The sequence below is a fragment of the Pseudomonadota bacterium genome, from assembly GCA_034660915.1.
GTDB lineage: Bacteria > Desulfobacterota > Anaeroferrophillalia > Anaeroferrophillales > Anaeroferrophillaceae > DQWO01.
The window spans coordinates 1-14,107 of record JAYEKE010000164.1 but is presented as its reverse complement, the minus strand read 5'-3'; the positions used below and the strand labels follow the sequence as shown (position 1 = coordinate 14,107).

At 46.3% G+C, this 14,107-nt stretch carries 11 protein-coding genes and 1 pseudogene; 3 read left to right on the top strand and 9 right to left on the bottom strand.

Translation table 11 applies throughout. The annotated features are described in order from the left end of the window. The 9 genes and pseudogenes from hrcA to U9P07_09525 form a co-directional block, all read right to left on the bottom strand. A partial coding sequence (hrcA, locus tag U9P07_09565; protein ID MEA2109652.1) for a heat-inducible transcriptional repressor HrcA occupies window positions 1–1,026 on the bottom strand: 1,026 nt, incomplete at its 3' end. 238 nt (window positions 1,027–1,264) lie between these two features. Further along, complete coding sequence (locus U9P07_09560) at window positions 1,265–1,474, bottom strand: dodecin family protein (GenBank protein ID MEA2109651.1); 210 nt, start codon at window positions 1,472–1,474, stop codon at window positions 1,265–1,267. A 225-nt stretch (window positions 1,475–1,699) separates the two neighbouring features. After that, window positions 1,700–2,719, bottom strand: coding sequence for an HD domain-containing protein (locus U9P07_09555; protein MEA2109650.1), 1,020 nt, complete (start codon window positions 2,717–2,719; stop codon window positions 1,700–1,702). Between the two features lie 588 nt (window positions 2,720–3,307). Beyond that, on the bottom strand, window positions 3,308–4,348 hold the full coding sequence (gene thiL / locus U9P07_09550; protein MEA2109649.1) for a thiamine-phosphate kinase: 1,041 nt from the start codon (window positions 4,346–4,348) through the stop codon (window positions 3,308–3,310). A 71-nt stretch (window positions 4,349–4,419) separates the two neighbouring features. Then, window positions 4,420–6,762, bottom strand: a pseudogene (gene lon, locus U9P07_09545) (endopeptidase La). A gap of 189 nt (window positions 6,763–6,951) precedes the next feature. Beyond that, complete coding sequence (locus U9P07_09540; GenBank protein ID MEA2109648.1) at window positions 6,952–7,281, bottom strand: Hsp20/alpha crystallin family protein; 330 nt, start codon at window positions 7,279–7,281, stop codon at window positions 6,952–6,954. A gap of 244 nt (window positions 7,282–7,525) precedes the next feature. Further along, entirely contained in the window at window positions 7,526–8,596 is a 1,071-nt protein-coding gene (locus tag U9P07_09535) for a methionine synthase (protein MEA2109647.1), read from the bottom strand. 293 nt (window positions 8,597–8,889) lie between these two features. Further along, window positions 8,890–9,876: an MBL fold metallo-hydrolase gene (locus tag U9P07_09530; protein ID MEA2109646.1), complete on the bottom strand. Its 987-nt coding sequence runs from the start codon at window positions 9,874–9,876 to the stop codon at window positions 8,890–8,892. Window positions 9,877–10,086: 210 nt separating this feature from the next. Next, window positions 10,087–11,022 (bottom strand): IS110 family transposase, encoded by a 936-nt coding sequence (locus U9P07_09525; protein MEA2109645.1) that lies wholly within the window; start codon window positions 11,020–11,022, stop codon window positions 10,087–10,089. A gap of 708 nt (window positions 11,023–11,730) precedes the next feature. On the opposite strand from U9P07_09525, the gene U9P07_09520 reads away from it, so the two are divergent. The 3 genes from U9P07_09520 to U9P07_09510 all read left to right on the top strand — a co-directional run. Next, window positions 11,731–12,312, top strand: a complete 582-nt coding sequence (locus U9P07_09520) for a CoA pyrophosphatase (protein MEA2109644.1) — start codon at window positions 11,731–11,733, stop codon at window positions 12,310–12,312. Window positions 12,313–12,715: 403 nt separating this feature from the next. Beyond that, window positions 12,716–13,420: a TIGR04211 family SH3 domain-containing protein gene (locus U9P07_09515; GenBank protein ID MEA2109643.1), complete on the top strand. Its 705-nt coding sequence runs from the start codon at window positions 12,716–12,718 to the stop codon at window positions 13,418–13,420. Then, the coding region (locus U9P07_09510; protein MEA2109642.1) for an indolepyruvate oxidoreductase at window positions 13,417–14,107 on the top strand (691 nt) is incomplete at its 3' end. The genes U9P07_09515 and U9P07_09510, both read left to right, overlap by 4 nt.

Genomic DNA, 14,107 nt, shown 5'->3' with positions numbered 1-14,107 from the left:
CATTAGCTGGTTAATAACTTCGGCCGTATACCGTACCAGGGGAATAATTCGGGAATACTCCATCCTGGTGGGACCGATAATCCCAATTTTCCCCATCGGCTGCCCTTCCTGACCGTAATCCGCCATAACCACGGAACAGACACTCATTTCTTCACACTGATTTTCCACCCCGATAAAAACCCGAAGCTGTTCCCCTTTCTGCGCCTCATCAAGCAATTTAACCATAATATTTTTTTCTTCAAAGGCCCGGAACAGTTGTTTCATTTTATCGAAATCAGCAAACTCAGGATGTTCCAGGATGTTCAGTTTGCCGTCAATCATAATCTCAGAATCATCACCTACCCGCTGATCAAGCATCTTCTGACTCAATCGAAGCACCTGAGAAATCATGCTGTCATAAACATCTTTATCCGCTTTCATCTGCGAAAATATTTTACGCTTCACCCCCTCCAGAGTCAAGCCATCCACCATTTGATTAAGAAAATTGGAAAACCGGTTCAAATCATCCTGAGCAAAAACCGTGTCCACCTCAAACAGGACATTCTGTACCGACCCTGATCCCGAAACCATTACTGCCAGAATCTGGCGATCATTCAAGCTGACAAAGCGGATATGCTTCAATGTCGTCTGATTAAAATGCGGCAGACTGACAACACTGACATAAGGCGCCAATTGAGACAGGGCCATAATTCCATCTTTCAACATCTCTGCCATGTTACCCCGATGTCTGGCACAGGCCATCCTGATTTTTTCCTGCACCGTCTCCGGCAACTCCGGGCCTTCCATCAAATGATCAACATAGTAACGGAAACCCTTGTCCGTGGGGATCCTGCCGGCAGAAGTATGCGGCTGGCATAGCAGACCCAAGTCCTCCAAATCCGCCATAACATTGCGGATAGTCGCGGGACTGAGATTAAAAGCCGTGTTCCGGGAAAGTGTTCGCGAACCAACCGGCTCCGCTGAGCAGATATAGCTTGAAACAATCGCATCCAGAATACGATCATATCTTTCCGTCAGATTTTCCATGGGGACCCTTCTCCTAGTATTAGCACTCATCAACATAGAGCGCCAACATTGCTAAAATAGCAATGCCGGTTTTATTTGTCAAGGCTGATAATGACGACTGGAATACTGATGCAAGGATTTTTTACCATGATCAGGAGGAGGGGTTAAAAATACCACCAAAGGCTGGCAGTAAAAAAATGAAAAAGCGGGGATATCCCCGCTTTTTCATGAATGCTGGATAATAATTTCTGGCAAACAATCAACTATTATATTTAAATGACAGTTTTACTTTAGCCCGATAGGCAGCCACTTCTCCGTTCTCAATCTTGACATCCAGCTCCGATACTTCGGCAACCCGCAAATCCTGCAGACTGCCTTTTGCCTTCTTCACCACATTTTTGACTGCTTCTTCCCAGGATTTGGGACTGGTACCCACCAACTCAACAACCTTATAAACACTATCATCCATGGCTTGACCTCCATTGTGGTTGGGCTGCCGGAAAATGTTTAATTTTCCATTACAACCATTGATTTTTCAGATACAAACCGACCTGATATCTATTAATTAAAACAAGCTATCCTCCACCTCCTTCCCCCCGGATCAGGTCCTTTATTATCCTCACCTTACTCTTTCAACAAAACACATAAAACCCTGTTTGTCAAGAAAAGGAAGGCATAAAATCTTTAAAGACCATCAAAAAAGCATGGGGTTTTCTGGCGGAGAAGAATCAAGTTCAATTTCCAGTTCAGCTTTATCATCCATGTCCATATTCCGATCCAGGAGAAAATAGCGCTCAAAAACCTTATTGTAATTAGTCCAGATAGCGCTATTCTCCCTTTGCCCGGAACAAAATACGGCAATAGAGTTCAGTTTGGCATCTAAATCATCCAGGTAGTGCAGCATAACGGCTTCGGGAATTTTAGGACGTTTTGGTGATCCCCATTGATATTCACCATGATGACTGAGAAGCAGATGCTCAATCAACATCAACAGGGATGGAGGGAATCCGGAAATTTTTGCGGCCTTTTCCCTGACCATTTCAACCCCAATAACAATATGACCCAGCAACCGGCCCCTGGAAGTATAACCAAAGGATTTTTCATAGCTGAGCTCTTCAACTTTGCCGATATCATGCAGCAAGGCTCCGGCAACCAGCAAATCCTGGTCAAGATACGGATAAAGGGGGGCTGCCTGTTGGGCCAATTGAAGCACCCCGACGGTATGTTCCAATAATCCCCCCAGCCAGGCATGATGCATGGATTTAGCTGCCGGGGCCAGTTCAAACCGACCCTGAAAATCTTTATCCCGCAGAAAAAACTCCTTCAGCAACCGAACCAGCCACTCGTTTTTCACCTCTTCCACCGCACTTCGCAATGCCAGCTTCAGATTGCCGATATTTTTCTCTGTCTGCGGCAGAAAATCCCGCGGGTCCACTTCCCCCTGAAATGGTTCAAGGTGAAAAACGTTCAATTGAAGTATCCCCTGGAAAGATACCACCCGCCCTTTGATCAGAACATAATCATTTTCGTTGAACCGGTCGCGAAATGCCTCAACATTATCCCAGATATGGGCGTTCATTTCGGCACTCTTATCCCTAATTTTCAAGGCAATATATTCCTTGTCTTTACGGGAACGAGCCACTGACTTACGCACCACCAGCACAACGGTTTTCACATTTTGGTGTTCCTGCAAATCTCCAAGGTAGAGTTTCACCAGATTTTCTCCATTATCACACACCTAAATTAAGCGATTAGCTTTTAGCAGTTAGCTATTAGCAGTTAGCTATTAGCTCAATAATTACAAGATGTTTAATATCACCCACCGTTAATATCACCGTAAACATTCGACTACGTTTTCAGAAAAGATAAAAATACTCTCACAGAGGCACAAAGTCACAGAGAACCCCAGTCATTTGCCCTCTGTGACTCCATGTCTTCATGGTAAAATTTTTTTTGCCCTGCGTCCTGAATTTGTGATAATTCACTTTCCCGCCTTCCTTCGCCTGCGCTCCGTACTGGTTTGCACGTTTGCTTCGCCGTGCTTCGCGGGGGGACACTCTTGACTATCGCTCGCCCAGTGGAGAAACAGCTTGAATTTGCTTTTAACGCGAAACTCAAGAATGTCCCCAATCACGGTGACCCCGCTTCCAATTTCCCCCGCCCTCCTGAAGGTACTGAAGGATTTATCTTCCTGCCTCTCCAAGAGTCAAGAGCAGACCTGACCCCCTTTGACTTCTCTAATCATCATAAAGCCCTGATTTTTAAAAGCTAATTGCTAATGGCTAACCGCTAATAGCTCAGCTTAGGACACATTATGAACTGAAAAATGATCATAACTATGCAGGTCGTCAGCGGAAAACAGCTGCCCCCCGGGCAACTTGAGGCGAATTCCGGCTTTTTCCTCAATCCTGCCAACACAACGGACATCTACACCTGAATCCATCGTTATCCCGGCCAGTTCATCCTCCCGTTCAGCTGATACGGTAAAAAGTAATTCGTAATCCTCCCCCCCAGTCAAAGCCGGCAGATACCCATCCAGCAAACCCAGGGATTGAAACTGACGATAGGCCGGAGATAAAGGCAAATGGTCAAGGATAATTTCAGCCCCCAGCCGCCCACCGGCAACCAGAAGATGGCCCAAATCTCCCAGCAGGCCATCGCTGACATCCAACATTGAAGAAGCCAGAGAAGTCTCTGCAAGCCGGTGAGCCAACTGAATCCGGGGCTGCGGCCGCCGATGCCGGTTAATAAGAAAACTTTCCGCCGGTTTTTTATCCATATCCGCTGTCTTACCCTGTTGCAGCAAATGTAATCCAAGGGCACTGTCACCCAAAGTTCCGGAAATATAGATCCGGTCACCGGGTTTTGCCCCTTCCCGGTAGACGATTTCCGCTTCTGCCGCCCGCCCATGCATGGTAATGGCAATAGTAATCTGTTCGGAGGCCACCGTATCACCGCCAAGCAGTTGAACCCCATAATGACCGGCGGTGTCCAGCATTCCGGCAATAAAATCTGTGAACCAGGCCAGTGGAAGGGATGGTGGTAAGCCAAGGCCAAGAAAACAACCGGTAGGAATACCACCCATGGCGGCAATATCGCTGAGATTAACGGCGAGGGCTTTGCCGCCTAGATCCGCGGCCGAAATAAAAGAACAGTCAAAATGAATACCCTCCACCAGCATATCGGTGGTTACCAGCAGGGCTTCTCCTCCCGGTTGGCGGATAACGGCAGCATCGTCGCCGATCCCCAGTCTCACCGACCCGCTGACCGGCGGCAACAACTTCCTGATTCGGTCAATCAGGGTAAATTCGCCACAATCCCCGACAGCCGGTTTTTCAACCATGGAACACCCGGAGTGACAACTCATGAGAGTCAATCATTTTCACTCTTACCAGCTGTTTTCTCTGGTTGTCGGGTAAGAGTCCTTTTGAGCACCTCATCTGCATTACTTACCGGCACCAGAGAAATATTTTTCTGGATTTTTTTGGGAATATCAACCAGATCTTTCTGATTTGCTTCCGGGAACAGCACCGTCGAAGCCCCAAACCTTACCGCTGCCAGCACCTTTTCTTTCAACCCCCCAATAGGCATTACCCGACCGGTAAGAGTCACCTCTCCAGTCATGGCCACCGTTCGATAGACAGGAATTCCCGTCAAAGCCGAGAGCAGCGATGTCAGCATTGTGATGCCGGCTGATGGGCCGTCTTTGGGCGTAGCACCGGCCGGTACATGAATATGAATTTCGTTATCCTTGAAAGTTTTGGCATCAATCCCAAACTCGGCCGCCCGGGAACGAATATAGCTGAGCGCCGCCTGGGCTGATTCCTTCATAACCTCACCAAGTTGACCGGTGAGAACCAGAGTTCCCTTTCCCGGCATCACCATGGTTTCCACCTGTAAAACCACTCCACCATAGGAGGTCCAGGCCAAGCCGGTAGCAACCCCCACCTGGTTTTCTTTCAGGTTTTCTTCCGGCAGATACTGTGCCGGCCCCAGGAATTTATGCAAATTCTGGGAGGTGATCCGGGTAACGCCAGTCTTCCCCTCAGAGGCAACCCGAGTGGCTACTTTACGACATAAACTGCCAATCTCCCTTTCCAGATTCCGGACTCCCGATTCCCGGGTATAGCGGGAAATAAGCTGCAGGATTCCCTGATCAGACAGGGTCATGTATTTCTCGCTGATCCCATTTTCCTCCAGCTGCCTGGACAGAAGATATTGCCGGGCAATATGCAGTTTTTCTTCATCTGTATAACCGGACAGCTCGATAATTTCCATCCGGTCACGCAAGGCAGCCGGGATGGTATCAAGGGTATTTGCCGTGGTAATGAACATCACATTGGATAAATCAAAGTTAACATTAAGATAGTGATCACTGAATTCAAAATTCTGTTCCGGATCCAATACTTCCAGCAGCGCCGAAGAAGGGTCACCGCGAAAATCCGAACCTACCTTATCTATCTCATCCATCATGAAAACTGGATTCTTCGTGCCTGCCTGCTTGATCCCCTGGATAATACGGCCGGGAAGTGCCCCTATATATGTCCGCCGATGACCACGGATCTCAGCTTCATCTTTCATCCCCCCCAATGACAGGCGAAAAAACTTGCGCCCCTGAGCCCGGGCAATGGATTTCCCCAGGGAAGTTTTTCCCACCCCCGGAGGACCAACAAAGCATAAAATCGGTCCCCGCAGCTTATTTTTCAACTTACAGACCGCCAGGTATTCAATAATGCGATCTTTTATCTTGTTCAAACCATAATGGTCTTCATCCAGGATCTCCCGGGCCTGCTTCAAATTCAGATTATCACGAGTTTTTTTATTCCAGGGCAGCTCAATCATCCAATCCAGGTAGGTTCTGATTATATTGGCTTCAGCTGAGTCCGGGTGCATCCGTTCCAGCCGTTCCAACTGCTTGATACTTTCCTTGTTAGCCGGTTTCGGCATTTTACATTTTTTAATTTCCTTCCGCAGTTCATCAATCTCCTGGGTTCGTTCATCCAGATCGCCCAGCTCGGCACGGATGGCCCTCATCTGCTCCTTGAGAAAATATTCCCGCTGGGTTTTGGTCATCTCATCCTTGGCCTGGCTCTGAATTTTAACCTGCATCTCCAGCACCTGAATCTCTTTGGCCAGTATTTCATTAATATGCTGCAATCTGTCCCGCGGCTCGATGGTTTCCATGAACTCCTGGGAAACTTCAACCTTCAACCCCAGATTCGAGACTATCAGATCAGCCAGACGACCAGGATCATTAATATTTTCCAAAACTACGGCTACTTCAGGTGAAATTGATTTACCCAGCGAGATGACCCTCTCCAGGCGCTCCTTAACCATACGAATCATGGCTTCCATTTCCAGGTCGGCTTCAACTGGAGAAGGCTCATCAATCTTCTCCACCTCAACCATAAACAGGGGATCCTGGCGATGATATGCCTTGATCGCCCCTTTAGCCAATCCCTGGACCAGGATTTTCACCCGGCCGTCAGGCAGTTTCAACATCCTCATAATCATCGAAATAGTGCCGACCTGGTAGATATCATCCTGACTCGGATTTTCTTCGGCTACATTCTTCTGGGTAGCAAGAAAAATCAGCCGGTCACCATTCAGGGCCTCATCCACAGCCTTTATGGATGATTCACGACCAACAAAAAGTGGCATGATCATAAAAGGAAAAACCACCACATCCCGAATGGGCAACAAGGGCAGTTCACTGGGAATCACCAGATCTCCATCATCTTCATCCTTGTTTTCCAGCGGAGTATCCGGTTGCGTTTCTTCTTCAACCGGTAAATCATGCTGCTCCACAGCTTCAGCTTTTTTCTTTTCTTTTTCGCTCACGCTATTTCCTCCTGACCAAAGGTATGGTCGTTGAGTTTTTTTGTCCCGCACCCTGTTTGACCTTTAACCTTTAGCCTTTAGCCTTTAGCCTTTAGCCTTTAGCCTTTAGCCTTTAGCCTTATATGGGATACGAACCATCAACACCCCGTCGTCCATTTTTGCCTCCGCCTTTTCCGGCTGCAGACCGGAAGGCAAAACAAGTTCGCGCCGGAAAAAACCATATTCCCGTTCCATCAGATTAAAAAATCCCCTCGACAGGTTCGGACGTTCATCCGGCCGTTCACAAACCAACAGTAAACGATCGCCTTCGATATTAAGTTTTATCTGCTCCTTTTTCACTCCCGGGAGGTCAATGTGAACAATTACCCCCTCGCCGGTTTTATAGATATCAACCAAAGGAACAACATGGTGCAGATGTTTGTTGTCAGCCGGCATGGTTATAGTCCATCATTATACGTAAAATCAGTAATCGGGGACAGATTTAACTCTGTCCCCACATGTTGTTCATTGAGCTAATAAGCCACCGGGTCTTCGGAGCGTTTCAATCGCGTAGCTTGGGATGAAAGCAGAAATCAAGATCCCAGATTCAATCTTTACAACTTTAGGCTCCGTCGGGTTGGTCCAGCTTAAATCCGAAGATATGAACCCCGGGAGAAAATGTCAAGTCCAACATCATAATCTATGACAACCCATAATGCTGTCTAATCATGGAAGAAAGTTCAGCCGTCATCCGCAAAATTCTATTAGTCCATGAAACAGACAAAGAACCACAGCCACAGCTGGGAGTAATAAAACTTTGCTCCAACACGGTCTCGCGGCTGAATCCTATGGCCTCCAGCTTCGCCACCTGGGAAATAAACAGCTGCAACAAAGAGTCAGCACTCTCTTGCAAAACTGCTTCGCTGGTAGGCACTATACCCCAGGCCAGATATCCCCCACGCTCGACAAAGCGAAAAAGATCTTCCTGATATAAAAAAAGGTTATCGACATATTCAAAAGCATCAAAATTAAGCACATCAACAGAGGTCTGAAGCAACAAGGACCAATCCGTATTACCGCAACAATGCACCCCGCTCAGACCATGAACCACCGAAAACACTTCATTCAGCATCGCCACCACGGTTTCCCGGGATAAGGTACAAAATGCGGTGCCGAAAGAAACCATATAAGGTTCATCAAAAAACATCATCACCGGCTGATCGGGAAACAACTTCTGCAGATAGGCCTCCTGCCAGCGGGCTTTCATCGCCAGGTGCTTAACCAGCACATCGGCCAGGGTAGCATCGTAAATGATGGATTTTTTATCCGCTGAGGTTACCGTCAAACCAAAACTGATGGGACCAGTCACCTGGCCTTTCATAATTTTAATGGGCAAATCAGAATGTTGCAATAAAGACGGCACCTCCCAAAGCCCGGCAGCAAATTTTTCACTGATCGCAAAATAATCCACCTCATCCCGGATGATTTTATCATAAAATGCTTCCAGCTGGGCCGGAAACTTATCACTCTCGGAATCCACAAACATCTGCTTCTGCTTAACGTCAATAACCATGCCCGGAAATTGTTCCGCATACTGGGCATACATATTTTCCAAATAACTCAGATTAGGAAGCTGCGGCCAGAATGGCGCTTCTTTCAGAAATGCCATGATGTCTTCGGCAGCCTCATCAACCTGCTGATAAGGCAGGCTGCCAATACCAGTCGCCATGCATTGAGGTTTGAAAGGTCTTTTTCCCACTGTTTTATTCATAAATCAGATCCTATTGTCAGTCATCCCCTGATTGATACCAAGGCAGGCTATCACTTAAGGCAATAGCCGCTTCAATTTTCCCTTCCCGACTTAACATAGAAGGTGCATGAATTCAATTCTTTAGTGCCTTAAAGGTTATTTTCTGGTTTGAAAAACAAGAAAATGTTAAGTGCTTCACGGGTTCTTTGCCGTCAGGCAAAGGTTCTGATGAAGAAACTTATGCAAGGCTCTGATAAGAGCACTTATTTGCGGGCGCACTAATTAAATTTTTGGTTGCGGACCTCAAGCCCGCATTACGCAATCTGACCAGAAAAATTTTTGGCCGCTTCCTGATAGTATAGTTGCTCACATCCATGATTTTTAGGCGAAAAATGAAAAATAACCAGTTTTTTCACTTGGGATTCCCGGGCCAGTCTGCCGGCCTGGGATGCGGTTAAATGATAAGTCTGGTCGGCCTTCTGCTGATCATTATCCAGAAAAGCGGCTTCACAGAAAAGAATATCGACGCCCCTGATTAACTCTTTTACCAACTCAAAATTCTTCCGGCTGGCGTTAATATCGGTGACATAGCCGATTTTCTGGCCAGGGGTGATAATGGTTAGTAATTGGGTAAGTTCATGGAGAGAATAAATTTTTCCTGCCACCTTAAAACACGTATTTTCAGGGATTTTGCTGCGAATGGCTTTCCTTAGTTCCGTTAGCCAGGGACCTCGCGGCCAGGAATTTTCATCCAGAACATCCTGGCGAAAATTGATATGGAATGGTTCCTGAAGACTGTAGGCGGCACAGGGGATTTTGTGATCCAGAATGACGGCCTGGACAGAAAAATTCGGGGTTGAGAGAATGGTATGATTGGGAAACGGGGTTTTTTTAAGGGCTTGTTCCTGGAACCCATCCCGGCAGAAGAGGGTTTGGGAACACAGATACTGGTCAGGGTGTATCTCTGAGATGGTTAAAGACAGGGAGTAGTTTTCCACCAGGTTCCAGGTGTATCCTGCCAGTTTGCCTCGTACATGCGATAAAATTCCCGGTGGTCCAAAAATACGGATATTTTTTTGCCGTCCCAGAACACAGCGTAGCAGTTGATCGAAACCAATAAAATGATCCATGTGGCAATGGGAAACAAAAATATGGCTTATTTTCATTAATTTCCTCGCCGGTAGCCGGGACAGATCTCCCAGGTCGAAAAGAACGGCTGTTTTTTCATGCCTTATCTGCATGAATACGGCTGGATCACCGAACGGTTCATTAACCAGTTTGGGGAGAAAGAGAGGGGTCATTGTTTTCAGCTTTCAAGCGTTGTTACCGACTACTGTTCCAGCAAAATTTTGATCTTATCGGTTGATCTTGCCTGTAAAAGGGATGAAAAGTCAAGCCGGGAAACAAGAGTTCAGGTTTCCCAGACCGGCTGATTTACGCGCCGGACAAAAAAGTCTGTTGTCTCATTGGAAAAACTAAAGCGGGGTACGCCCGCAACCTGAATTAAGGTGTCAGGATGTTCCGGCATGGCTCTCGCTCATTCTCGCCGCCCGTCCATGGTAAGCCTGTGCGGCTTCTATAAGGGCTTTTCGCACATGACCATTACCCGTTTTCGTGATGGCTCCTCTCTTGGTTTTTTCTCCCGATGAATGTTCGGAGGGAACAAGGCCAAGATAGGCCATCATTTGGGCCGGATTTGCAAAGCGATGAAGATCACCCAGTTCGGCTGCCATGGTTGCCGCAACAATAAAGGAAATTCCACGCATGGCCTGAAGAGATTTAATCAATGGGGCTAATCGGCTTTGCTCGGATAAATCACGAATTTGGCTGGTAAGTCGATCGACCCGCTTGCTGTTATCAACAACCGTGTCTATGTACTCTTGAAGCATGACCTGCTGGGCACGATGTTCCATGCTGATATCTGCCAGCCAGTTAAAATGAGCTGAAGACCACATGGTTTTGCCGGAATAAATGATATGATGCCTGAGCAGAAAAGCACCAAGTTGCTGCTTGCTTTTACGTAAAGCTTTCTGGGCATCTTCACGACCACGAACCAAATCCCGCAAGGCTTCATCCTCCAAGGTGGGGACATACACCGATGTCAGCTCCCCTGCCCGATGAAGCCTGGCCAGGGTGATGGCATCACGTCGGTCAGTTTTTATCCGGTCGCCACTCTTGCGGGGCATTTGGGAAGGAGCAATAACAGAGCAATCAATGCCATTATCGGTCAAATAACGATAAAGGTGATAACCACAGGGGCCGGCTTCATAAACGCAACTAAGCTCGGAACCATCTGAAACCAGCTTCCGGAGAACTTTATTGAGTTGGTCCATATTGTTTTCAACCTGACCGTAATATCTTACTTCACTATTACGTTCATAATCAGCGATAGCAATCGCAATGGAATTTTTGTGGACATCCAAACCTATATACTTTATTGTACTCATGACCTACCTCCTTGGTTTTGGCTCTGGGATGAGCCGATTAAGTGGTTATCCTAACCCACGTTGCAAGGATGGTAGGTCATTTTTACTCTGAGTGTCAAACCATAATATCTAAACAGCCAAAAATTTCAATGAAGGCTGAAAAAAATTGACGAGAAATTTTGCATCTGTTACAAAATCATAAATTAAGCTATCAGCTTTTAGCACTTAGCTGTTAGTCTAATGATTACAGCATGTTTCATCATACGAGTTACCACCTATTAGGTTTATTGCTTATGAACGTAATACTTTGATTTTTAAAGCTAAACACTGATAGCTAACTGCTAATTGCTTAAATTTAGAAAATATATCTTTAAAAAGTATACCGTTATGCGGTATATTTACGACTAACGCAGGCTACGCCCACAACCCAGATTTTATTTTACCATGAAGACATGGAGAACATGAAGTGTTGTGTTGTAAAGAATCTTCATGAACGTCATGCCTTCATGGTGAAATCATTCATATTGTCAAAAAAGATAAAAAACTCACGGCAGCACAAAGATGCAATCTTTTTTTCTTCGTGTTCTTCTTGTTCTCCAGTGAGCGTAGCGAATGGGTAGTTAAAAAGAATTTCTTGTTTTTTTTACCCCTCAAGGGGGTACTGAAAAGAGTGACAGGTTTTCAGGAGTAAGATACTAACATGCAAAATATACTGGAAAATATCATCAAATGACTGGACACCAACTAACCGCAGCCCTGGCGAACCATAAATATCAGCCGCTTTCCTTTCCTGCCGGAGTCAGGGCAGCGGTCCTCTGCCCTTTATTCATCCGGGAAGGGGAGGCAAACCTTTTATTGATCAAACGCAGTCAACAGTTAAAACATCACAAAGGAGAGGTTTCTTTCCCCGGTGGAGTTAAAGAAAGCAGTGACAGCTCACTGCTGGAAACCTGTTTACGGGAATCCGAAGAGGAAGTAGGAATTAAATCCAGAGATACAACCATTATCGGTCGCCTTGATGAAGTGGATACCACCACCGGTTTCCTGGTCTCACCTTTTCTGGGTCTGATTCCTCACCCCTATTCGTTCCAGCTTAATAATCAAGAAGTAGATCACCTGATCACGGTACCGATTGCCCAGTTTATTGAGGTAAGCAACCAGTATGATTTTTACTATTTTAACGGTCAGCGACTGATTTCCCTGATTGCCTATCATATTAACAGCCAGGTAATCTGGGGAGCAACCGCAAGAATTGTCGAACAGTTAATCACCATGTTCCAGGAAAACCAGCTATTACCAGCGGCTGGATAATGTTACTTGTAAATATTCGACTTTGTCTATAGATTGACAAATTCTTGGACCTAATATCCGTCAATTTTTTTTAATTTTCGCGCTAAGCCGCAAAGACCGCGAAGAGTTCAATTTGCTATATCGTCTGTCGTTTTTCATTGCGCCTTTGCGTCTTGAGTGAGTAAAGCGAACGGGCGCGAGACAAAAAAATTACGCTGACGCGGAGTCACAGAGAGCAAATAACTGGTTTCTCTATACCTCTGTGAGAGTATTATTGCTTTTTTGAAAACGTGCCCGAATATTTACTGTATTATTAACCTAAAACTTTAATTTTACTCAGCTAAATGCTAATTGCTTAACTTAAGTTTTTGATCCTGCTCTAAGCACCAGATCATGACATACAAACTGAAGGAGGATTAACATAATGCCAAGGTTACGCTATCTCTTTTTTACTTCACTCCTTATCCTGGGGCTCATAGTATCTCTGCCCCTTAATGGACAGACAGCCGGTAAACCATTCAGTCAATATGTGTCTGATTCTCTCCGGGTAATTCCCCTCCGGGCCGGCCGGGGAAGGGAATATAAAATAATAACATTTTTGCCAACAGGCGCCGCGGTTACCAACTTGGCTGAAGAAGATGAGAAGTGGGCCCGGATAAAATATGGTAAAAAGGAAGGCTGGACAGAACAACGCTATCTGACCAACCGTAAGCCGGCCTCTCTCCTGTTGTCAACGGCCCAAAGACAGGTCGAAGAACTCAAAAAGAAAGTTGACGCCCTGAGCAGCACCAACCATGAATACCGCCGTGGCAATACCAGTCTGCTGTCGGAAGTCAAAAAATTAACCAAAAAAGTCAAGGATTTGAGTCATGATTACAATAAGTTGAAAACCGACTCAGCCCAATTCGTGGAATTGAAAGAAAAGCATGAAACTCTGCTGAAGAAATACCAGGAAATCAAAACCGTCTATGACAACCAACAAAATGATCAAGCTCTTCTAAAACGAGCCTACACGATAAAATGGTTTTTATCCGGGGCCGCCGTCATCCTGATGGGAATTATTATCGGCATGATGATTCAGGCTCTGCGCAACCGGAGACGACGCTCTGGCAGCATGAAATTACAATGAAGATAAAAAAAGAGAAAATATATTTGGGAAATGAAGCCATCGGCCGGGGCATGATAGAAAGTGGCTGTGGATTTGTTTACTCCTATCCGGGCACCCCGGCCTCGGAAATTCTACCCAGTTTTGTCGCTCAGGCAAAGCAGGAAGAGCAAAAGGTTTATGGCCAATGGACAGTCAATGAAAAGGTCGCCATGGAAGCGGCCCTGACCATTGCGGCAACCGGCATGCGCAGTGCGGTGGTAATGAAGCAGGTCGGACTCAATGTGGCCGCCGACCCGTTAATGAGTGGAGCATACATCGGTGTTGATGGGGGAATGGTCGTAATCACAGCCGATGATCCGGGCCCGTACAGTTCCCAAACGGAACAGGACAGCAGATTTTTCGCCATGATGGCAAAAATTCCGGTTTTTGACCCGGCCAGCCCGGCAGATGCACGGTCCATGGTTTCCAGGGCCTTTTCTCTTTCTGAAACCTGCAAAGTACCGGTCATGGTACGGCCAACATCAACCATATGCCACGCCCGCCAGAATATGCTCCCGGAACCACTGACAAAGATTAACGTCAATCCCTGTTTCAATAAGGAACCTTCGCGCTGGGCGGCAACGCCTAGACACCGTTTTATTTTGCACCAGAAATTAAACCAGAAGCTGGAAAATCTCCGTCATGATCCTCGGTTTACCTTTTATGACG

Excerpts from the sequence above, each read along its gene's own strand:
- U9P07_09560 (MEA2109651.1), bottom strand. The coding sequence starts at position 1,474 with ATGGATGATAGTGTTTATAAGGTTGTTGAGTTGGTGGGTACCAGTCCC.
- thiL (MEA2109649.1), bottom strand. The coding sequence starts at position 4,348 with ATGGTTGAAAAACCGGCTGTCGGGGATTGTGGCGAATTTACCCTGATT.
- U9P07_09540 (MEA2109648.1), bottom strand. The coding sequence starts at position 7,281 with ATGCCGGCTGACAACAAACATCTGCACCATGTTGTTCCTTTGGTTGAT.
- U9P07_09535 (MEA2109647.1), bottom strand. The coding sequence starts at position 8,596 with ATGAATAAAACAGTGGGAAAAAGACCTTTCAAACCTCAATGCATGGCG.
- U9P07_09530 (MEA2109646.1), bottom strand. The coding sequence starts at position 9,876 with ATGACCCCTCTCTTTCTCCCCAAACTGGTTAATGAACCGTTCGGTGAT.
- U9P07_09525 (MEA2109645.1), bottom strand. The coding sequence starts at position 11,022 with ATGAGTACAATAAAGTATATAGGTTTGGATGTCCACAAAAATTCCATT.
- U9P07_09520 (MEA2109644.1), top strand. The coding sequence starts at position 11,731 with ATGACTGGACACCAACTAACCGCAGCCCTGGCGAACCATAAATATCAG.
- U9P07_09515 (MEA2109643.1), top strand. The coding sequence starts at position 12,716 with ATGCCAAGGTTACGCTATCTCTTTTTTACTTCACTCCTTATCCTGGGG.